The following is a 19708-nucleotide window of genomic DNA, read 5'->3' on the forward strand; positions in this document are numbered from 1 at the left end:
TCCTTAGTGTTCCTCGGCGGGTGTGTCGGGCAGGGCACGGGTGCGCAGCACGGTGGCGGCAACGCCACTGCTGACGATCACCACCATGCCCAGCCATTCGATCAGGTCGATTTGATCGTCAAACAACCACAGACTGTAAAACGCGGCAAACACAATGCCGGCATATTGCAAATTGGCCACCAGCAGGGTGGCACCTCGACTGAAGGCGCGTGTCATGCACCATTGCCCCAGCGAGGCCAGCACCCCGATCGGTATCAACCAGGCAGCCGCCTGCCAGCTCACCGATGGCCAGGGCGTAAAACCGGTGAACAACACCCCGATCAGCCCGGTGACGGCGGTCCCCACCGAAAAATAAAACACGGTGCGGCCTTCGGGCTCGCCGACCTTGCCCAGCGCGGTGACCTGCAGGTAGGCCATCGACGCTCCCAGCCCTGACAGCAACCCGATCAGCCCGGCAAACAACTGGTTCTGGTCCAGTGTGGGCCGCAGCATCATCACCACCCCGGCAAAACCGGCCAATACCGTGGCCATCAACGGACCCTGCCGCGTCGTCTTGCCGTACAGCAGTGCGCCGCCCACGACAAATGCGGCCACCCAGACCCCACTCATGTAATTGAGCGTCATGGCGGTGGCCAAAGGCAGGTGTGAAATGGCATAAAACCAGCTGGCCAGTGAAAACACGCCAATGGCGGTGCGCCATGCGTGCATCCAGGGCACCGGCGTGGCCAGCGGCGTGCCCCGTGCGCGCATCACCGCCCCCATGAACAGAATGCTGACCAGGCCGCGGTAAAACACCAGCTCCAGCAAACTGAAGCTGCCCGAGGCGATCTTGATACCCACCGCCATGGTGGCAAACAGGAACGCCGCCATCACCATCCAAAGTGCTTGCATCGGTTGATTGGGAATAAAAACTGCTTTCAGCGCAATTCTGGTAAGGGATTGAAGCTATCAATAACTAATCAGAGCCGGTCAGCATCTGTTGCCGGTACCAGGCGTGAAAGTGCTGCATACCGTCTTCCATCGGGCTCTGATAGGGACCAAGCTCGTTGTCGCCGCGCCCATACAGGGCTTTGCGCCCGGCATCCATGCGTTCGCCAATTTCGTCATCTTCGATGCAGGTTTCCATATAGGCGGCTTGTTGCGCCTCGACAAACTCGCGCTCGAAGGCCTGAATTTCTTCGGGATAGAAGAACTCGACCCTGTTGAGCGTCTTGTCGACGCCCATGGGGTGCAGCGTTGACACTGTCAACACATGGGGATACCACTCGACCATGATATGCGGGTAGTAGGTCAACCAGACCGCGCCGCGCTCAGGCATCAGGCCCTGACGGTATTGCAACAGTGCTTGGTGCCAGCGTCGGTAAACCGGTGATCCGGGTTGGCCAAATTGGCTCGACACGCCCACCGTCTGCACCGAATAGTGACGTCCAAACTCCCAGCGCAAATCGTCACAGCTGACAAAATGTCCCAGTCCGGGGTGAAAAGGGGCGACGTGGTAGTCCTCCAGGTAGACCTCGATGAAGGTCTTCCAGTTGTAGTTGCAGGTGTGCAGCTCGACCTTGTCCAATACAAAACCTGAAAAATCCAGCGTGGTGCGCTCGCCCATGGCGGCAAGATCCTGGCTGACCTGGCAGTCATTGGCCTCAAACAGCAAACCATTCCACTCCTGCAGCGGGTAGTTGCGCAGGTTCAGGCAGGGGTCGTGGGCAAAGTGGGGCGCGCCGATCAGCTTGCCTGCGGCTTGACTGGCGCCACCATCGTAGGTCCAGCGGTGGATCGGGCAGACGATGTTGCCGCCACTGGCAGCCAGAGATCCGCGCCCCTGCAGCATGAGCGCCTGACGGTGTCGGCAAACATTGGAAACCAGCTCGACGCCGCGCTCGGTGTGCACCAGCACCCGCCCACCCTGTTCATGCGCCAGGGCGCAGAAATCGCCCACTTGTGGAACACTTTGCACGTGACCGACATAACGCGGCCCGCGTTGAAACAGGGTTTGTAACTCGCGCTGGTACAGCGCTTCATCAAAATAAGTTGAAACTGGTAGTTGGCCGGTGGCCTGCTGCAGTTGAAGACTTAAATCAGACATGGGTGACCTGACCTAAAGACTCCCCACAGGGAGATGCACAAAAAAGGTGCCGTCAATAAAAACCAGCCTCAGCTGGCGCAAGAATGACGCGGATTGTACCTATACCCCCCTTCCTGCCTTTGTTCAGACCTGCCACCAGCGGGCGCTGCTGGGCGGTTGTAGGTTTGCCGGGAACGCCTAAAATCGGCAGCTTTCCACTTTCATCACTTGCATGACCATGCCTTCTGCATCCCGACACGTCGCAGCGGTGAGCACCAGTTACCCAGCTGACTGGCACGAGCCGGAGCGTTTGGTGGGCAAGTGGCAATCAGCTGATCTGCCGCTGCAGGAGCAGTGGGCACAGTACCCGCGCGTTGCGGAACTGTTCGGCTCGGAACTGCTCGGCGCCAATCGCAAGCCTCTGGAAGCGGTTGAACAGCCGGTCAGGCGGCTGGATCAGGGTGCCTTGAAACCGCGGTCTGTCAGATAAGCATGTTGCCCGAGTTTGATTTCAGGAGTTGGATGGCGCAGCAATTGGCGCTGGTGGAGACTGCCCTGTCGGATTGGGTCAGCGCGGCCAGTACGGCAGACACCGATCATCGGGCGCCCGCAGATTTGGTGGCGGCCATGCGTTATGCCGTACTCGATGGTGGCAAACGGCTGCGACCGCTGCTGGTGCTGGCGGCCTATCAGGCCGTCAGCTTCGGCTCCCATGCCCAACGCGCGGCGGACATCGAAGACTTTGGTGAGTTGGCGCGGCGCGGTGGTCTGTCGCACGACGATGACGAATCCGAAATTGCCGAGCCTGCCTTGCGCACCGCCTGTTCGGTGGAACTGATCCACGCCTACTCGCTGGTTCACGACGATATGCCGTGCATGGACAACGATGTTCTGCGCCGTGGCAAACCCACGGTTCACGTCCAGTACGGCGAGGCCACCGCCCTGCTGGCAGGCGATGCCTTGCAGGCCCTGGCGTTCGAATTACTCACCCCCGACGAACTGGTGATGCCCGCATTGCAGCAGGCGCGACTGTGCCGTTTATTGTCGCGTGCGGCCGGTTGCGCCGGCATGGCAGGCGGGCAGGCCATTGATCTGGCCAGTGTCGGCAAGCAATTGTCTGAAGAACAGTTGCGCCAGATGCACCGCCTTAAAACCGGTGCCTTGTTGCAAGCCAGTGTGGTGATGGGCGCAGTTTGTGGCGGGGCGTGCAGTGCCGCTCTGGTGGCGCTGCACGATTATGGCGAGGCACTCGGGCTGGCTTTTCAGGTGGTGGACGATATTCTGGACGTGACGGCAGACTCGTACACGCTGGGTAAAACCGCCGGCAAGGACGCCGACAACGACAAACCGACCTATGTGTCGCTGATGGGCCTGGAGCAGGCGGCCGCATTGGCCCAGGAGCTATTGGCGCAGGCCCTGGCCGCGCTGCAGCGCAGTGGCCTGGCTGACACCCGCGCGCTTCGCGCATTGGCGGTGATGGTGGTGGAGCGTGACAATTGAGCTGCGACATTGAAGTAAGCGCCTGATGTGGCCCTGGCCCAATGTTGATATGCCCTTATAGCTATTAAAAGTAAAGCTTATGCTGATGAATATTCCGTATCCCCTGCTGCAAGGCATTCATACCCCGGCAGATTTGCGGCGGCTGGCAAGAACCCAGCTCGAAGCTTTGTCGACGGAGCTGCGGGCTTACCTGCTGGACAGTGTTGCCAAAACCGGAGGCCACCTCAGTTCCAATCTGGGCACGGTTGAGCTCACGGTCGCCCTGCACTACGTGTTCAATACCCCGCACGATCGGGTGGTGTGGGACGTCGGGCACCAGACTTACCCCCACAAGATCCTGACCGGACGCAAGGACCGCATGGCCAGTCTGCGCCAACTGGGTGGGCTGAGCGGCTTTCCGCAACGGGCCGAGAGTGAATTTGACGCCTTTGGCACGGCGCACTCCAGCACCTCGATCTCAGCGGCGCTGGGCATGGCGATGGCGGCCAAACTCAAGGGCGAGGAGCGCCAGGCGATCGCGGTGATTGGTGATGGTGCCATGACCGCCGGCATGGCTTTTGAGGCGCTCAACAACGCCGGTGTGGCTGACTGTAATCTGCTGGTGATCCTCAATGACAACGATATGTCCATCAGCCCGCCGGTGGGTGCGCTCAACCGGTACCTGGCCAAACTGCTCAGCGGCCAGTTCTACACCACCGCCAAAAGTGCCGGTAAAACCGTGCTGAAGGGCGCGCCGCCGCTGTTTGAACTGGCCAAGCGCTTTGAAGAATCGGCGATGGGTATCGTCAAGCCCATCACCCTGTTTGAGAAATTTGGTTTCAACTATGTCGGACCCATTGACGGCCACGATGTGGAGACACTGGTGAGTGTTCTGGAGAACATTCGTCATCTCAAAGGACCGCAGTTTCTGCATGTGATCACCAAAAAAGGCCAGGGCTACAAACTCGCCGAGGTGGACCCGATTGCCTACCATGGACCTGGCAAGTTTGATCCGGCAGTCGGTCTGCAAAAAAACAGCGCCGTGGCGCTGCCAAGCTTCACCCAGGTTTTTGGTGACTGGTTGTGCGACATGGCGGCGGCCGACGACCGGTTGGTGGCGATCACCCCTGCCATGCGTGAGGGTTCGGGTATGGTCGAATTCGAAAAGCGCTTTCCCAAACGGTTTTTTGACGTAGGTATTGCGGAGCAACATGCGGTGACCTTTGCTGCTGGCCTGGCCTGTGAGGGCTTGAAGCCGGTGGTGGCGATCTACTCCACCTTTCTGCAGCGGGCTTACGACCAGTTGATCCATGATGTGGCGATACAGAACCTACCCGTGGTGTTTGCGCTTGACCGCGCCGGTCTGGTCGGTGCCGATGGTGCGACTCACGCCGGGGCTTACGACATCCCTTATCTGCGCTGCATTCCCAACGTCAGCCTCGCCTGTCCTGCCAACGAGAACGAGTGCCGCCAGCTGTTGAGCACCGCCTATGCACAGTCCGGGCCGGTGGCGGTGCGTTATCCGCGCGGCGTGGGTGCCGGTGTGCCGGTGCAAAGCACTTTGGATGCCTTGCCGTTTGGCAAAGGCGAAATCTGTCGGCACGGTTCGCGGGTGGCCTTTCTTGTCTTTGGCACACTGCTGTATGCAGCCCTGGAAGTTGCAGAAAAGCTCAACGCCACGGTGGTCAACATGCGCTGGGTCAAGCCGCTGGATGTTGCCCTGTTGTGCCAGGTCGCCGCGACCCACGAAGGCCTGGTGACCCTGGAGGAGGGAGCGCTCATGGGCGGCGCAGGCAGTGCTGTCCTGGAAGCATTGGCCGCGGCGGGGCTCAGCTTGCCGGTTCTGCCCTTGGGCCTGCGTGATGAGTTCATCGAGCATGGTGATCCGGGCAAACTGCTGGCTTTGCAGGGTCTCGATGCGAGCGGTATCGAAGCCAGTGTCAGGGCGCGTTATTTCGCGTGACAGATCAAATTTGCAGGCTTATGGATCCGCGCCGGTGATGCGGACCTGTGTGCAAGGGAAAACCCGTGCGCTGTGGTGGGCTGGTTTCCCTAAAATGGCAAGGTTCAGGCTTGAGCGGCAGCCGCCCAAACGGGTGATTGCCAAGGTATTTGTAACCACAGGAGTAAATCGATGGATCGTCGTTCCGTAATCAAAAATGCAGGCATTGCCGGAGTATTGGCGGCTGGTGCAGCACCGGCCGTGCATGCGCAGGCCGCTGTGCGCTGGCGTCTGGCATCGAGTTTCCCCAAGTCGCTGGACACCATTTACGGTGCGGCTGAGGTGATGGCCAAGGCCGTCAAGGCCATGTCGGGCGGCAAGTTCGAAATTTCGGTGCACGCTGGTGGCGAACTGGTGCCACCGTTTGGCGTGGTCGATGGCGTGCAGAACGGCACGGTCGAAATGACCCACACCGTGCCCTATTATTTTTATGGCAAGAACCCGGCGTTTGCGATCGGCTCGGCGATCCCGTTTGGTATGAACGCACGCCAGATGACGGCCTGGATGATGCATGGCAACGGCCGCAAGCTGATGAACGAGCTGTATGCCGGCTACGGCATGACCAGCTTTGCCGGCGGCAATACCGGTGTGCAGATGGGTGGCTGGTATCGCAAGGAGATCAAATCCATCGCCGACTTCAAGGGCATGAAGATGCGTCTGGGCGGTGGCTTGGTTGGTGAAGTGATGCAAGGCATTGGTGCCGTACCGCAAAGCATTCCCGGTGGCGAGGTGTATCAGGCGCTGGAAAAAGGCACGATTGACGCGGCTGAATGGGTCGGTCCGTACGATGACCAGAAACTTGGCTTCAACAAGGTGGCACCGTTTTACTACTACCCGGGTTGGTGGGAAGGCGGCCCCGAAGTGGACTTTTTCGTCAACCAGAAAGCCATGGACAGCCTTTCGGCAGAAAACAAGGCCATCCTGGAAACTGCCTGTGCCATGGCTGCAACCGACATGCTGGCCAAGTACGATGCGTTTAACCCGACGGCACTCAAGCAATTGGTGGCTGCCAAGACCAAGGTGCTGCCATTCCCCAATGACGTGCTCGAAGCTTCGTTCAAGTCGGCCATGACGGTGTTTGAAGCCAACAATGCCAAGAGCCCCGAGTGGAAGAAGATCTACGCTGATTTCCGCAACTTCCAGCGCGACCAGGTGTTGTGGTTCCGCTTTGCTGAAGCCAAGTTTGACTCGTTCATGGCCACCCGCAAGCTCTGACCTCCACTTTGCACCAGCAGAAAAAGCCCCGCACTGCGGGGCTTTTTTCATGGATCGCTGCTTTGGCGGCAACGATCTCAGTGGCCGAGGGCGGCGCTACTTTTTCTTCATCGCCTCTTCCATGGCTTTCATCGGGTCGTCCTCTGCCGCCGCCGCGGGGCTGGGTGTCGGCGCCGCGGCGGGTTGCCCATCGGCGGCCCCTGATGCCGCATCTTGCGGCTGAGCAGCCGCATCGGGCTCGAGCGCGGCAGGTGGCATGCTGAGCATCATCTCGGCACCCACCTTGTCCAGATCGACCGCCTCTTTCTTGTCCAGACCGCTGGAGACAATGCCGGGGAAGGCAATGATCAGGCTCACCATGATGATCTGGATAATGACAAACGGCACGGCCCCCCAGTAAATCTGCATCGTGGTCACGGGCTGGATCATCTTTTTGGTCAGGCGGTCGGTGTATGCGCGGCCAGGGGCCACACTGCGCAGGTAAAACAGCGCAAAACCGAACGGCGGGTGCATGAACGAGGTTTGCATATTGACGCCCAGCAGCACCCCAAACCAGATCAGGTCGATCCCCATCTTCTCGGCCACCGGCGCCAGCAGTGGCACCACAATGAACGCCAGCTCAAAGAAGTCCAGGAAGAACGCCAGGAAAAAGACCATCACGTTCACGACGATCAAAAAGCCGAGCTGGCCCCCTGGCAGCGAGGTCAGCAGGTGTTCCACCCATTTGGAGCCATCCACGCCTTGAAACACCAGACTGAACACAGTGGAGCCGACCAGAATGAACACCACGAAGCTCGACAGCTTGGTGGTGGTGGTCAGGGCCTGTTTCATCAGCGACATGCTAAGCCGCCCGCGTGACAGGGCCATCAGGAACGCGCCGACGGCACCCATGGCACCACCCTCGGTGGGGGTGGCAATGCCCAAAAAGATGGTGCCCAATACCAGAAAGATCAACAACAGGGGTGGAATCAGCACGAATGTCACGCGCTCGGCCATGCGTGAGAGCAGCCCGGCGCGGGTGAGCTTGTTGAGCACGGCAATCACGAAGGCAAAAACCACGCCGACGCACAGCGACACCACAATGGTCTCATCGGTGGGTACGGTCAGCACTTCTTGGCCCTTGAAGTAGCTCACGACTTTGGCATAGTTCTGCCCCAGGTAGACGGCCAGCCCGGTACTGAGCACCGTCAAAATACCCAGCGAGGGCAGGCCGCTGTTGCCGTTGTCTTCACGGATCGTGCGCGCTTCGGCGGGCAGGGCCGGCACCCATTGCGGTCGAATGAAAGCGATCAGCACCACATAACCGAAGTACATGATGGTCAGTGCAAAGCCGGGAACAAACGCGCCCTTGTACATCTCACCCACACTGCGCCCCAACTGGTCGGCCAGGATGATCAGTACCAGCGAGGGCGGAATGATCTGCGCCAGCGTGCCTGAGGCGGCAATCACACCGCTGGCAATGCGCCGGTCATAGCCATAGCGCAGCATGATGGGCAGCGAGATCAAGCCCATCGAGATCACCGAGGCGGCCACCACACCGGTCGTCGCCGCCAGCAGCGCACCAACAAAAATCACCGCAATGGCCAGCCCGCCACGTAACGGTCCGAACAGTTGCCCGATGGTGTCAAGCAGGTCCTCCGCCATGCCACTGCGCTCCAGAATCAAACCCATCAGCGTGAAAAAAGGGATCGCCAGCAGTGTGTCGTTTTGCATGATGCCAAAGATGCGCAGCGGCAATGCCTGCAGCAGAGCCTCTGGCAGCAGCCCGAGTTCGATCCCGACAAAGCCAAAAAACAGACCGCAGGCACCCAGGCTGAAGGCCACCGGAAAACCCATCAGCAGGAAGACGATCAACCCCATGAACATGATGGGGGCGATGTTGTGTGCAAGAAATTCCATTTCAGTCTCCTGGCGTTCAGGCCGCTTTGGCTTGGGCGGCTTTTTCTTCAGCCAGTTTTTGAATGGCTTCGGCCAACTCTTCTTCGGCGGTTTTACCGACCGGTTTTTCCGTCGGATCCTCGATCACACCGGCCAGGAAAGCCAGCCGTTTGATCAGTTCCGACAGGCCCTGCAGCCATAGCAGACCAAAGCCCAGCGGCATCATCAGGTAAACCGGCCAGCGGATCAGACCACCAGCGTTGCTCGACATCTCGCCGCTGTGGAAACCTTTCAGGAAAAAAGGCAGGCTGAACCAGATGATGGCACTGCAAAACGGCAGCAGGAAAAAGGTGAAACCGAAGACGTCGATCCAGGTTTGTGTTCGCTTGTGGAACCGACCGTAGATCACATCGATCTTGACGTGTTCTCCATTGAGCAGGGTGTAGGCAGATGCGAGCAAAAAAGTGGCGGCAAACAGGTACCACTGCACTTCTAGAAATGCGTTGGAGCCGATATTCAGGGCTTTCCGGACGACGGCGTTGATGGCACTGATGACAACCGAGGCCAGAATCAACCAGATCACGTGTTTGCCGATGAAGCGGTTGACCGCGTCAATGGCGTTGGAAAGTTTCAGTAACGCTTGCATGTTGTCTCCAAGTCCAGAGTGGTCAATTGCGGCTGAACCCGGCCGACTTTGACTTGTCAATGAAGCGCGCAGTTTAGCGGCATCAGGTGTCTGGCAGCATTGAATAATTTCTGCCCGAGTGATGAAAAAAGTTTGACGTGTCGCCGCAGGACCACGGTCATCCGCGCGATGCCCTATTGCGGTGCATTGGCGGGCTTTTGGTGGCGGTAATCCCACCATGGCAACAACCGGCGCATGGACAGCACCTGACCACTTTGGTGGGTTTGGTAACCGGCAATGTGGGACAGCGCGCCCTCCCACTGGGGGGTTTGCAACAGTTGGCGCAACTGTGCCACACCGGGTTGGTCCAGGGCTGACTTCAGGCAGACGAGGTAGTAGCTTTCGTGCGCCAGCGGCACAAAGTCGAGCCCGGCCTGTTGCGCTGCCGCGGCAATGCCCAACCCGGCATCCGATTGGCCGCAGGCCACGGCTTGAGCCACCGCCGCGTGCGAGGGTTCGGTGTGTTCATACCCCTTGATCCGCTCGGCGCGCAAACTGGACTGCAACAGCAATTCGTCGAGCACCACCCGGGTTCCGCTGCCCAGACTGCGGTTGGCAAATCGAGCGCCGCGCTCGATCAGATCGTGCAGCGTGTGTAAACGCAAGGGGTTGCCCGGCGGCACCATGAGCCCCTGCGTCCGCGCAGCGAACCCGATGATCTTGTGCAGACCGGGGCGCAGCAGAGGTTTGTAAGTGCGCTCGGTCAGTGATTTCCTGACGCTGTCCTGTAACACGTGAAAGCCTGCCATCACGCAGCGCCCTTCGTTGAGGGCGCGAATCGCATCCACGCTGCCGGTGAAGCGAATGTCCAGATGCAGCCGTCCGATCACGGGTGCTTTTGCCACCGGCGAGACCGGTAAATGGGCGGCCTGCAGCGCCAACTCACGCAAGCGGGTCAATGCGTCATCGTGACTGGCGTACAGCGTCAGCACCTGGACAGTAGGGTCGAAGGCCTGGGCATAACTGTGTTCAAGTTCAGCGCGCAAGGCTTCGATCTGTGGCCCCAGGCGCGCCTGTGCCTGGCGCTCGGCCCACATCAGTTTGTTGCCAAACGGACTGAGCCGCGCGTTCTGACCCTTCTCCCAGATCAGCAAATCATTGCCAAGCTCTTGCTCCCAGCGCTTGAGTTCACCCCAGACATGGCGGTAACTCAACCCCAGAGCCCGCGCGCCTGCGGAGATCGAGCCCTGGCTGCTGATGGCCTGAAGCAGGTCGATCAGCGGATTACGCAGCAATGCCGGGCTGCTTTCGCGTGAAAGTGTGTAATGCAGTTGTAGCCTATGCACAGAGCTTCATATGGTCAGAGTTGGATTCGGTGGCTACGATACCGCAACTTTTTCTTTGCGCCGCATGACCACCTTTGTCGACAGCATTCACACGGCGTTAAGCCTGATTTCCACCCTCGATAGCGGTCTGATGGCCATCGTGGGTCGGTCACTGTCCGTCAGTGCCACGGCCTGTGCCCTGGCTTGCGGTATGGGGTTGGTGCTGGGCGCCTGGCTGGGGGTGGCGCGCTTTGCGGGGCGCAGTGCCGTGTTGACCTTGCTCAACACCTTGTTGGCGGTGCCCTCGGTGGTGGTGGGTCTGGTGATTTATCTGCTGTTGTCGCGTAGCGGGCCGCTGGGTTTTTTGGGCTGGCTGTTCAGTTTCAAGGCAATGGTGCTGGCGCAAACTCTGCTGGTGCTGCCGGTGGCGACGGCCCTGACGCGCCAGGCCATCGAGGATGCTGACAGTTTGCACGGTGAACAGCTGCAATCTTTGGGCGCCTCAACCTTGATGCGCAGTCTGTTGCTGGCCTGGGACGAGCGTTATGCGCTGCTGACGGTGGTGATCGCCTCGTTTGGTCGCGCCATCTCCGAGGTGGGTGCGGTGATGATTGTGGGCGGCAATATCGACGGGTTTACCCGTGTCATGACCACCGCGATTGCCCTGGAAACCTCCAAGGGCGATTTGCCGCTGGCGCTGGGTCTGGGCATGATTTTGCTGGCCGTGGTGTTGCTGCTCAACCTGTCGATCATGCTGCTGAGCCACTGGCGTGCGGCGCAGGAGGCGGGCGGAGGCACGGCACCGACGCTGCTGGCATCGCCGGGTTAGCGCTCCATGACGTTGCAGTCTGTGTTTGAGTTGCAGGGCGTGGCGGTGCAGTTTGGCTCGGAAACGCGCGGTGTCAGTGCGCTCAGTGGGCTTGACCTGCGCGTTCAGCCGGGTGAGCGCGTGGCCTTGGTAGGCTCCAACGGGTGTGGCAAGAGCACGTTGCTGCGGGTGTTGCATGGTCTGATAGCGCCGACCGCGGGGCAACTGAGGGTGAACCCCATGGCCCGGCAAGCGATGCTGTTTCAACGGCCTCACCTGTTGCGCCTGACGGTTCAGTCCAATGTGGCATTGGGTTTATGGCTGAACGGCACACCATGGGCGACTGCCCGGAGCCGGGCACTCAACGCTTTGCATCGGGTCGGTCTGGCTGAACTGGCACATCGTCACGCCCGCAAGCTGTCGGGCGGTCAACAACAGCGTGTGGCCTTGGCGCGGGCCTGGGCGATGGAGCCGCAGGTGCTGCTGCTCGATGAGCCCACCGCCAGTCTGGACCCGCATGCCAAACGCGAGGTGGAAGCGTTGATTGACACCTTTGCACATCAAAACACCACCACCACTCTGGTGTTCGCCAGCCACAACCTCGGTCAGGTCAAGCGTCTGGCCAGTCGTGTGATCTACCTCGAGCAGGGCCGGCTGTTGGCTGATCTGCCGGTGCATGATTTTTTTAGCAACACGCTGTTGCAGACGCGATACCCGCAAGCCCATTTTTTTGTCAAAGGAGAAAGTGTATGAAGTCGAACTCAAGTTTTCAATCATTAAGGTCACTAGCGCATACCCAATATGCGTTTAAAGCTATGTTAACAATAGCTTTTGGTGCGGCTTCACTGGGCGTTGCCGCACAGTCCATCACGGTGGCGTCAACCACCTCGACTGAGCAGTCGGGCCTGTTTGGCTATCTGTTGCCAGAGTTCAAGAAGGCCAGTGGCATCGATGTCAAAGTGGTGGCCGTGGGTACCGGCCAGGCCATCGACATGGGGCGCCGCGGCGACGCCGATGTGATGTTTGTGCATGACAAGGTGGCCGAGGAGAAGGCAGTGGCCGAAGGGTTTGCCGTCAAACGTTTTGAAGTCATGTACAACGACTTTGTTCTCATTGGTCCCAAAGCAGATCCGGCCAAAACCAAGGGCAATGACATTGTCGAAGCACTGAAGAAGATCGCCACAGCCAATGCCGAGTTCATTTCGCGTGGCGACAAAAGTGGCACCCATGCCGCTGAACTGCGCTACTGGAAGCTGGCGGACCTGAGCGACAAAATGGGCAGTGGCTACAAGTCCTGCGGCTGTGGCATGGGACCGGCCTTGAATATGGCGGCGAGTTCGGGCGGCTACGTGTTGGCTGACCGTGGCACCTGGCTCAATTTCAAGAATCGGGCGGAGCTGGCAGTGCTGGTGGAAGGCGACAAGCGTCTGTTCAACCAATACGGCGTAATGCTGGTCAACCCGGCCAAACACCCTCACGTCAAAGCCGTCGATGGTCAAAAGTTTGTCGATTGGCTCATTTCTGCCCCCGGACAGGCGGTGATAGGCAATTACAAGATCGGTGGCGAGTCCTTGTTTTTCGCCAACGCCGCCAAGTGAACCGGCACCCGGGCAGGCGGTAGCCTACCCCAGCCACGCCGAGTTGCGCAGCAGCACGTAGAGCGCCGTCCCGGCCAGAATACTCAGCAGGGCGTGGCGACCCCACCACTGCAGCATCAGCACACAGGCCACTGCCAGCAGTTCGGCCCACGGGCCGAACGGGTTATTTTGTGCACTGCCCACCAGCGTGTGCAGCAACAGCAGCGTCATGATGGCCAAGGGCAAAAAGCGCCCGAGTTTCTGCACGATGAGGTGGGATTTGAGGAATCTGGCCGCCAGAAACGGCAGGGCACGCAGCCCAAAGGTGACCACGGCCATGGCAACCATGGCCGTCAGGGCGTAAACGGGGTCCATCAAGGAATGGGCTCCCGGCCGTGTGCCATCAGCCAACCGGTCAGCACACTCAGGGCAATGGCTACCAGCAAAGCCTGGCCAGGCATCAGGATCTGGGCCAGGGTGTAACTGCCCAACGCCACCCACAAGGGCGCTGCGTTGTGGGCGCTGCGCCACTGCTCGATGGCCAGCACCGCAAACAGCGCCGTCAGTGCGAAGTCCAGTCCAACCAGCGGCACTTGCGCCTGCGTGCCGATCAACGCACCCAGTACCGTGCCCAAAACCCACCAGGTCTGATTCAGCAGGGCAACAGCCACCATTTGCCGCGGGCTGGTGCCACTGGGCAAAGTGGTGAGGACCGAGTAGGTCTCGTCGGTCAGGGCAAACACCAGATACCAGCGCGCCCACGGCGATGTCGGCAGGCGTTCGAGCAGCGATAACCCGTAAAAGACATGGCGCAGGTTGACAATCAGCGTGGCCAGGGCAATCGACGCCACCGGCAGTCCTGCGGCCAGCATCGACACCATCATGAACTGGGCTGCACCCGCAAATACCAGCACACTGGCGACCAGTGCCAGCCACCATACCGCACCAGCCTGCACAAACAAGAAACCGAACACCATGCCTAGCGGCACGTAACCCATGGCCACCGGGATGGACAGGGTCCATACCGAAACGGAAGGCACCTTGGCCGGGACAGGGGGAGGGACGGGTGAGAACATCAGCGACGATTCGGGGGTACTGCACAAACCACGCAGCCCGGACATTATCGCGGCCCGGGTACCCTTGATAATGCGCAATCAGCTACAGGAATTCACCATGAGGAAGCCGCCCAAAGTTGCCATTTTTTTGTCCGCTTGTGCTCACGGCAGTGGCGTGGCGGGACTCAACGCTGCGCCGCCAAAACGCTGTGGCACGTTGTATGACCCACAGCAGCCCCATCATGCACGCGCCGTCTGAGGCCCCCATGATGTTGCCCGCGCTGTGCCGCAGCCGGGTGGAGGCGTTGCTTGATTCGGGTCAGCGCCGCATTCTGGGCATCGTGGCACCGCCCGGTGCCGGCAAGTCCACCCTGGCGAAAGCGCTGGCCGCCGAGTTCCCCGATGGCGTGCAGGTGGTGCCGATGGACGGCTTTCATCTTGCCAATAGCGAGTTGCTGCGCCTCGGGCGCTCGGGCCGCAAAGGCGCACCCGATACCTTTGACGCAGCCGGCTACGCAAACCTGCTGCAGCGTCTTGCGCAGCAGGGCACGCGGGAGGTGATTTACGCGCCGGATTACCGGCGTGAAATGGAAGAAGCGGTGGCCGGCGCCATTGCGGTGCTGCCCGATACCCGGCTCATCGTCACCGAGGGCAACTACCTGCTGCTGGACGACAGCCCCTGGCCGCGGGTGCGTGAGCAGATTGATGAAGTCTGGTACCTTGATGTGGACGACGTGCTGCGCCGCGAGCGTCTGCTGCAACGCCACCTGTTTTTTGGTCGCAGCCGGGAGCGTGCGCTGAGCTGGATCGCCAGCACCGATGAGCCCAACGCGGTGCGCATTGCCCGCACCCGCCACAAAGCCGACCTGTGTGTGCCCTGGTCGTGAAGCGGCGACTGCCTGACTACAGGCTGCGACTGCGTGCCAGCGGTGGATTCTTGGCGAAGTAGCGCTCGATCCCGCGCATCAAGGCATCGGCCAACTGCTCCTGATAGTCGTCGCTGTTGAGCTTGATCTCTTCTTCCGGGTTGCTGATGAAGGCGGCCTCCACCAGCACGCTGGGGATGTCGGGTGCCTTGAGCACCGCAAACGACGCCTGTTCCACCCGTGGTTTGTGCAGCTTGCCCACGCGCTGGATCTCATGGAGCATGTTGCCACCGAGTTGCAGGCTGTCCTTGATCTGCGCCGTGGTGCTCATGTCAAGAATAGCGCGCTTGACCTGGGCATCACGTACTTTGACATTGACACCCCCAATCAGGTCGGCCTTGTTTTCCTTGTCGGCCATCCAGCGTGCAGCGCTGCTGGAGGCGCCGCCCTGGCTCAGGGCGAACACACTCGCCCCCTGCGGGTTGGGTGTGAAAAACGCATCCGCGTGCAGGCTGATGAACAGGTCTGCCTTGACCTTGCGCGCTTTGTCGACGCGGGTGTGCAGTGGCACAAAGTAGTCTGCATCACGTGTCAGAAAGGCGCGCATGGCGTTGCCCTTGCTGGTGGTCGCATTGATGCGTTCACGCAGCCGATGTGCCAGACGCAGCACCACATCTTTCTCATAGGTACCGGCCGGGCCAATGGCACCCGGGTCCTCGCCACCGTGACCGGGATCGAGTGCAATGATGATCAGCCGGTCGGTCGCATCGCCCGCCAGCGACGCTGCGCTTGTGGCGCCTGCATTTTTTGCAAGGTTTTGTGCGCCAGCGCTTTCTCCGTATGGTTTATTAGCTATATTAACAGTGGCAATCTGTTGGGCGTCACCCGGTCGGGGAGGCGCAGCGGACACCATGGCCGCGGCTGCTGTGCCCTTCTGCGCAATCAGTTCACCCAGCGGGTCGTGGTCCTGGCCGGATTGCGGCGCGACAGAGCTGCCCGCCTGTGCGGATGCAGCGCTGGTATCCTGTAAGCGTTCGGCAATCAGCGCCGCCAGCGGGTCTTGCACTTGCGTCGGGTACAAGTCAAACACCAGCCGGTGCCGGTAGGCCGCCACCGGTGGCAGGCTGAACACCTGCGGTGCAACGGATTGCTTCAGGTCCACCACCAGTCGAACCAGGCCGGGGGCAAACTGCCCGACGCGAATGCCATTGATGGTGGGGTCGCTCGGGCCGACCTTGGCCACCAGCTCTTTCAACGCGGCGTTCAGCTCGATGCCGCTCACATCTACCGCCAGTCGCGGTGGATTGGGCACAAAATTCTGGGTAAAACTCAGCGACGCGTCCGATTCGATGGTGACGCGCGAGTAATCTACCGCCGGCCATACCCGCACCGCCAGAATGTTGGCGCCCCAGACCAGATCCTGCCCGCTCAGCAGCAGCGCCAGGGTGCCGCCCTGGATCAGGGTGCGTCGTTTCATGGGCTGGTCTCCAGCGCCGCCGCCAGCAAGGCGTGGCCAGTGACACTGCGGGCGCTCAGGCGCACCTGGCGCGATTCGTCGTCCGCCACAGTCAGTTGCAGGCTGAGGTCGGGCGTTGGCAGGCAAGCGGCGGCCTTGTCGGGCCACTCGGCCAGTTTCAGCCCCGGGCTGGCAAAGATATCGCGAAACCCGGCATCTTCCCATTCGCGTGGGTCGTTGAAGCGGTAAAAGTCAAAGTGCCACACCGCCAGTTGTGCCAGCGTGTAGGGCTCAACCACCGCATAGGTAGGGCTCTTGATGCGCCCGGTCACGCCCAGTGCCCGCAGCAGGTGGCGCACCAGGGTGGTTTTGCCGGCACCGAGTTCACCGTCGATGGCAATGAATGCGTTGTGCAACGCCGGCAGTGTTGCCAGCCGGGCCGCAAAAGCCCCGGTGGCGCGCTCGTCGGGCCACAGCACGGTTTTTACAATCGTCGGGTGAACAACATCGCAACACATGATCAGGGACGGGAGTGGGTCTCCAGAATACAGGACTGGGGGCAGGCACTGGGATTCTCGCAAATCGCGGTGGCCGACGTGAACTTGCAGCAGGCAGAGGCCGGATTATCGGCGTGGCTGGCGCATGGCTGTCACGGCGACATGGCCTATATGGCCGCGCATGGCAGCAAACGGGCACGCCCGGCAGAGCTGGTGCCGGGTACGCTGAGTGTCATCACCGCCCGCATGGACTACCTGCCGGCCGATACCCCGGCGCAATGGCCTGCGCTTGAGCTTGGCCGCCTGCAACGCCCGACCGAGGCTGTGGTGTCGCTCTACGCCCGCGGACGTGACTACCACAAGGTGCTGCGCAGTCGCCTGCAGCGCCTGGCAGAGCAGATTCACGCCGGGTTAGGACCTATCGGGTACCGGGTGTTCACCGACTCGGCACCCGTGCTGGAGGTGGAACTCGCGGCGCGCAGTGGCCTGGCCTGGCGTGGCAAACACACGCTGGCACTCAATCGTGACGCGGGGTCCATGTTCTTTCTGGGTGAGATCTTTGTCGATATGGCCCTGCCGGCTACACCGGCGCAGACCAGTCACTGCGGCAGTTGCCGTGCCTGCATCGATGTCTGCCCGACGCAGGCCATCGTGGCACCCTACCGGCTCGACGCCCGGCGCTGTATCTCTTATCTGACGATCGAGCACGCGGGTCCGATCCCGGAGCCGCTGCGCCCGTTGCTGGGCAACCGAATTTACGGTTGTGACGACTGCCAGCTGGTCTGTCCGTGGAACAAATTTGCCCGCCGCAGCCCCTTGCCTGACTTTGCCGCCCGCGACGCGCTGACCGACCCGGACTTGCTGCGCTTGTGGGCCTGGAGTGAGGCGGACTTTCTGCGCCTGACCGAGGGCAGCCCGATTCGGCGTATTGGTCATGTGCGCTGGCTGCGCAATCTGGCGGTGGCGCTCGGCAATGCGTTGCGCGCCGATCCGGGTGCAGTAACAGCAGAGGCCATGCGGCAGGCGCTGCAGGCGCAGCGGTTGCACCCCGATGTGATGGTGCGCGAGCATGTGCTCTGGGCACTGCGATGGGCCGCTTGAACCTGTGCACAAAGGTACAGGAGTCTGGCCGCAGTCAGCCTGGGTGCTCACTACAATGCCCGATTTTCTGCTGATGCATCGCGGCCACTGCCGGATTCACGCAACACAATGCCATGCTGATCAATCGCATCACCGTCGGTGAAGTCAAAGTCCCCCTCAAGGTGCCATTCAAGACCGCCTTGCGCACCGTCAACGAAGTGCACGATCTGGTGCTGATGATCGAAACCGACAGTGGGCTTGTCGGGTATGGATCTGCCGCCGCGACGGCGGTCATTACCGGCGATCTGATTGACTCGATGCGTGCCGGCCTGGCCCTGATTGCGCCCAAGCTGATCGGGCGCAAGTTGCTGGACTTCAATGCCTTGCTGCGCACACTGCACCATGGCTTGGTGCATCACAGCAGCCTCAAGGCCGGGTTGGAAATTGCCTTGTACGACCTGCGGGCGCAAAGTGTGGGGCTGCCGCTGTACCAACTGCTGGGTGGTGGTGAACCGCAGATCAAGACCGACGTGACGATCAGCGTCAACCCGATCGACCTCATGGTCAAAGATGCCCTGCGTGCCGTTGCCGATGGCTTTGATGCTCTCAAGATCAAGGTGGGTGGGCAGACCTGGCGCGACGATGTGGAGAGTGTGCGGGCCATCCAGCGCGCGGTGGGTCCCAACACGCTGTTGTATCTGGATGCCAATCAAGGCTGGGAGCCCAAGCAGGCGGTGCAGGTGATTCAGGCGCTGGAGAAGAGTGGTGTGGTGCTGGAGTTTGTCGAGCAACCGGTCAAGGCCACCGATCTAGCCGGCTTGAAATTTGTCACCGACCATACGCTGACCCCCATTCTGGCCGATGAGGCCGTTTTCACCGTGGCCAATGCCTTGCATATTCTGAGTACCGGCAGCGCCGACATCATCAACATCAAGCTGATGAAAACAGCGGGTATCAGCGGTGCACTGGAGGTGGCCAGTCTGACGCGTATGCACCATCGGACCTGCATGATGGGATGTATGCTGGAAGGCGCGATCAGCGTCACCGCAGCGGCTCATGTGGCGGTGGCGAGTGACGATGTGGTGGCCTACATCGATCTGGATGGCCCGCAACTCTGCAACGGCAGCGCCGTGGAGGGGGGCATGAAGATGTCCGGACCGTGGATTCAGTTGCCCGATGCACCGGGTCTGGGCATCACCGCCGTGCAGGGCTTGACGAATGTGAAGGTTTACCATGTCTGAAACCACCCATGGCACCGTGTTGCCTGCCTATCCGACCAGCCAACTGCGCATCCACCGCTTCGAAGCGTTGCCGCCGGGTCCCCGCCTGATCGTGCTGGGGGCCGTACATGGCAACGAAGTATGTGGTGCACGCGGCATTGAACGCGTGGTGGCGGAACTTGATGCAGGGACGCTGCAGTTGGCGTGCGGAGCGGTCACTTTTGTGCCGGTGACCAACCCGCTGGCCTACCTGAAGGTGCAACGCAACGGTGAGCGCAACCTGAACCGCAACCTGCGCCCCAGCGCCAGCCCGCAAGATTACGAGGATCATGTCGCCAACCTGCTTTGCCCCTTGCTGGCCGGGCATGATGTGCTATTGGATTTGCACTCTTTTCAGGCCCGATCGCAAGCCTTTGCGATGATCGGCCCGCCGGACAATAGCGGGCAACTGGAGCCATTTGCCCATGCTGCCCAAGAGCAGGCACTGGCGCTGCGCCTGGGCGTAGGTCGGGTGGTGGAAGGCTGGCTGTCGACCTATGCGGTGGGGGTGCAGCAACGCC

At 60.7% G+C, this 19708-nt stretch carries 20 protein-coding genes; 11 read left to right on the forward strand and 9 right to left on the reverse strand.

Annotation, left to right across the window (positions count from 1 at the left end; translation table 11 throughout):
• Positions 1-3 precede the first annotated feature (3 nt).
• Both KBF66_RS02490 and KBF66_RS02495 read right to left on the reverse strand, forming a co-directional pair.
• Positions 4-891 carry a DMT family transporter gene (locus KBF66_RS02490; protein ID WP_296651682.1) on the reverse strand — a complete coding sequence of 296 codons (888 nt, stop codon included), beginning with the start codon at positions 889-891 and terminating at the stop codon, positions 4-6.
• A 64-nt stretch (positions 892-955) separates the two neighbouring features.
• Positions 956-2086 (reverse strand): aromatic ring-hydroxylating dioxygenase subunit alpha, encoded by a 1131-nt coding sequence (locus KBF66_RS02495; protein ID WP_296651685.1) that lies wholly within the window; start codon positions 2084-2086, stop codon positions 956-958.
• A gap of 217 nt (positions 2087-2303) precedes the next feature.
• Here KBF66_RS02495 and KBF66_RS02500 point away from each other — a divergent pair, with 217 nt between their 5' ends.
• The 4 genes from KBF66_RS02500 (at position 2304) to dctP (ending at position 6761) form a co-directional block, all read left to right on the forward strand.
• Positions 2304-2555 carry an exodeoxyribonuclease VII small subunit gene (locus KBF66_RS02500; RefSeq protein ID WP_296651689.1) on the forward strand — a complete coding sequence of 84 codons (252 nt, stop codon included), beginning with the start codon at positions 2304-2306 and terminating at the stop codon, positions 2553-2555.
• 32 nt (positions 2556-2587) lie between these two features.
• Complete coding sequence (locus KBF66_RS02505) at positions 2588-3565, forward strand: polyprenyl synthetase family protein (protein WP_296651693.1); 978 nt, start codon at positions 2588-2590, stop codon at positions 3563-3565.
• 85 nt (positions 3566-3650) lie between these two features.
• Entirely contained in the window at positions 3651-5507 is a 1857-nt protein-coding gene (dxs, locus tag KBF66_RS02510; protein ID WP_296651749.1) for a 1-deoxy-D-xylulose-5-phosphate synthase, read from the forward strand.
• A gap of 171 nt (positions 5508-5678) precedes the next feature.
• Entirely contained in the window at positions 5679-6761 is a 1083-nt protein-coding gene (dctP, locus tag KBF66_RS02515; protein WP_296651696.1) for a TRAP transporter substrate-binding protein DctP, read from the forward strand.
• A 96-nt stretch (positions 6762-6857) separates the two neighbouring features.
• Here dctP and KBF66_RS02520 read toward each other — a convergent pair whose 3' ends face one another.
• From KBF66_RS02520 to KBF66_RS02530, 3 genes are all read right to left on the reverse strand, one after another.
• Positions 6858-8660: a TRAP transporter large permease subunit gene (locus KBF66_RS02520; protein WP_296651699.1), complete on the reverse strand. Its 1803-nt coding sequence runs from the start codon at positions 8658-8660 to the stop codon at positions 6858-6860.
• Positions 8661-8676: 16 nt separating this feature from the next.
• Positions 8677-9285, reverse strand: coding sequence for a TRAP transporter small permease subunit (locus tag KBF66_RS02525; RefSeq protein WP_296651703.1), 609 nt, complete (start codon positions 9283-9285; stop codon positions 8677-8679).
• 173 nt (positions 9286-9458) lie between these two features.
• Positions 9459-10610, reverse strand: a complete 1152-nt coding sequence (locus KBF66_RS02530) for a substrate-binding domain-containing protein (protein WP_296651707.1) — start codon at positions 10608-10610, stop codon at positions 9459-9461.
• Between the two features lie 64 nt (positions 10611-10674).
• Here KBF66_RS02530 and KBF66_RS02535 point away from each other — a divergent pair, with 64 nt between their 5' ends.
• The 3 genes from KBF66_RS02535 to KBF66_RS02545 all read left to right on the forward strand — a co-directional run bounded on the left by KBF66_RS02535 (position 10675) and on the right by KBF66_RS02545 (position 12995).
• Entirely contained in the window at positions 10675-11418 is a 744-nt protein-coding gene (locus KBF66_RS02535; protein WP_296651711.1) for an ABC transporter permease, read from the forward strand.
• 6 nt (positions 11419-11424) lie between these two features.
• Positions 11425-12150, forward strand: a complete 726-nt coding sequence (locus KBF66_RS02540; RefSeq protein WP_296651716.1) for a phosphate ABC transporter ATP-binding protein — start codon at positions 11425-11427, stop codon at positions 12148-12150.
• A gap of 62 nt (positions 12151-12212) precedes the next feature.
• A complete protein-coding gene (locus tag KBF66_RS02545) occupies positions 12213-12995 on the forward strand; it encodes an extracellular solute-binding protein (RefSeq protein WP_296651719.1) in 783 nt (260 codons plus the stop codon).
• A gap of 24 nt (positions 12996-13019) precedes the next feature.
• Here KBF66_RS02545 and KBF66_RS02550 read toward each other — a convergent pair whose 3' ends face one another.
• Together KBF66_RS02550 and KBF66_RS02555 are read right to left on the reverse strand one after the other, a co-directional pair.
• Entirely contained in the window at positions 13020-13349 is a 330-nt protein-coding gene (locus KBF66_RS02550; RefSeq protein ID WP_296651752.1) for an AzlD domain-containing protein, read from the reverse strand.
• Entirely contained in the window at positions 13349-14050 is a 702-nt protein-coding gene (locus tag KBF66_RS02555; RefSeq protein WP_296651722.1) for an AzlC family ABC transporter permease, read from the reverse strand. The genes KBF66_RS02550 and KBF66_RS02555 overlap by 1 nt, the downstream gene beginning before the upstream one ends.
• A 248-nt stretch (positions 14051-14298) precedes the next feature.
• On the opposite strand from KBF66_RS02555, the gene KBF66_RS02560 reads away from it, so the two are divergent.
• Positions 14299-14916 carry a nucleoside/nucleotide kinase family protein gene (locus KBF66_RS02560; protein WP_296651755.1) on the forward strand — a complete coding sequence of 206 codons (618 nt, stop codon included), beginning with the start codon at positions 14299-14301 and terminating at the stop codon, positions 14914-14916.
• A gap of 16 nt (positions 14917-14932) precedes the next feature.
• On the opposite strand, the gene KBF66_RS02565 is transcribed toward KBF66_RS02560, so the two are convergent.
• On the reverse strand, positions 14933-16372 hold the full coding sequence (locus tag KBF66_RS02565) for an N-acetylmuramoyl-L-alanine amidase (protein ID WP_296651725.1): 1440 nt from the start codon (positions 16370-16372) through the stop codon (positions 14933-14935).
• On the reverse strand, positions 16369-16932 hold the full coding sequence (tsaE, locus tag KBF66_RS02570) for a tRNA (adenosine(37)-N6)-threonylcarbamoyltransferase complex ATPase subunit type 1 TsaE (protein WP_296651728.1): 564 nt from the start codon (positions 16930-16932) through the stop codon (positions 16369-16371). Before tsaE ends, KBF66_RS02565 begins: the two co-directional genes overlap by 4 nt.
• Here tsaE and queG point away from each other — a divergent pair.
• The 3 genes from queG to KBF66_RS02585 form a co-directional block, all read left to right on the forward strand.
• The gene (gene queG / locus KBF66_RS02575) at positions 16897-17949 is read left to right on the forward strand and encodes a tRNA epoxyqueuosine(34) reductase QueG (RefSeq protein WP_296651760.1); all 1053 of its coding nucleotides are present in this window, start codon (positions 16897-16899) and stop codon (positions 17947-17949) included. The two genes, tsaE and queG, sit on opposite strands and share 36 nt — an antisense overlap.
• Before the next feature lie 113 nt (positions 17950-18062).
• Positions 18063-19169 (forward strand): dipeptide epimerase, encoded by a 1107-nt coding sequence (locus tag KBF66_RS02580; RefSeq protein ID WP_296651731.1) that lies wholly within the window; start codon positions 18063-18065, stop codon positions 19167-19169.
• Positions 19162-19708: succinylglutamate desuccinylase/aspartoacylase family protein (locus tag KBF66_RS02585; RefSeq protein WP_296651734.1), on the forward strand; the 547-nt coding region annotated here is incomplete at its 3' end. The genes KBF66_RS02580 and KBF66_RS02585, both read left to right, overlap by 8 nt.

The organism is Rhodoferax sp. (assembly GCF_018063565.1).
Classification (GTDB): Bacteria; Pseudomonadota; Gammaproteobacteria; order Burkholderiales; family Burkholderiaceae_C; genus Rhodoferax.

Excerpts from the sequence above, each read along its gene's own strand:
- KBF66_RS02490 (WP_296651682.1), bottom strand. The coding sequence starts at position 891 with ATGCAAGCACTTTGGATGGTGATGGCGGCGTTCCTGTTTGCCACCATG.
- KBF66_RS02495 (WP_296651685.1), bottom strand. The coding sequence starts at position 2,086 with ATGTCTGATTTAAGTCTTCAACTGCAGCAGGCCACCGGCCAACTACCA.
- KBF66_RS02500 (WP_296651689.1), top strand. The coding sequence starts at position 2,304 with ATGCCTTCTGCATCCCGACACGTCGCAGCGGTGAGCACCAGTTACCCA.
- KBF66_RS02505 (WP_296651693.1), top strand. The coding sequence starts at position 2,588 with ATGGCGCAGCAATTGGCGCTGGTGGAGACTGCCCTGTCGGATTGGGTC.
- dxs (WP_296651749.1), top strand. The coding sequence starts at position 3,651 with ATGAATATTCCGTATCCCCTGCTGCAAGGCATTCATACCCCGGCAGAT.
- dctP (WP_296651696.1), top strand. The coding sequence starts at position 5,679 with ATGGATCGTCGTTCCGTAATCAAAAATGCAGGCATTGCCGGAGTATTG.
- KBF66_RS02520 (WP_296651699.1), bottom strand. The coding sequence starts at position 8,660 with ATGGAATTTCTTGCACACAACATCGCCCCCATCATGTTCATGGGGTTG.
- KBF66_RS02525 (WP_296651703.1), bottom strand. The coding sequence starts at position 9,285 with ATGCAAGCGTTACTGAAACTTTCCAACGCCATTGACGCGGTCAACCGC.
- KBF66_RS02535 (WP_296651711.1), top strand. The coding sequence starts at position 10,675 with ATGACCACCTTTGTCGACAGCATTCACACGGCGTTAAGCCTGATTTCC.
- KBF66_RS02540 (WP_296651716.1), top strand. The coding sequence starts at position 11,425 with ATGACGTTGCAGTCTGTGTTTGAGTTGCAGGGCGTGGCGGTGCAGTTT.
- KBF66_RS02545 (WP_296651719.1), top strand. The coding sequence starts at position 12,213 with ATGTTAACAATAGCTTTTGGTGCGGCTTCACTGGGCGTTGCCGCACAG.
- KBF66_RS02550 (WP_296651752.1), bottom strand. The coding sequence starts at position 13,349 with ATGGACCCCGTTTACGCCCTGACGGCCATGGTTGCCATGGCCGTGGTC.
- KBF66_RS02555 (WP_296651722.1), bottom strand. The coding sequence starts at position 14,050 with ATGTTCTCACCCGTCCCTCCCCCTGTCCCGGCCAAGGTGCCTTCCGTT.
- KBF66_RS02560 (WP_296651755.1), top strand. The coding sequence starts at position 14,299 with ATGTTGCCCGCGCTGTGCCGCAGCCGGGTGGAGGCGTTGCTTGATTCG.
- KBF66_RS02565 (WP_296651725.1), bottom strand. The coding sequence starts at position 16,372 with ATGAAACGACGCACCCTGATCCAGGGCGGCACCCTGGCGCTGCTGCTG.
- KBF66_RS02580 (WP_296651731.1), top strand. The coding sequence starts at position 18,063 with ATGCTGATCAATCGCATCACCGTCGGTGAAGTCAAAGTCCCCCTCAAG.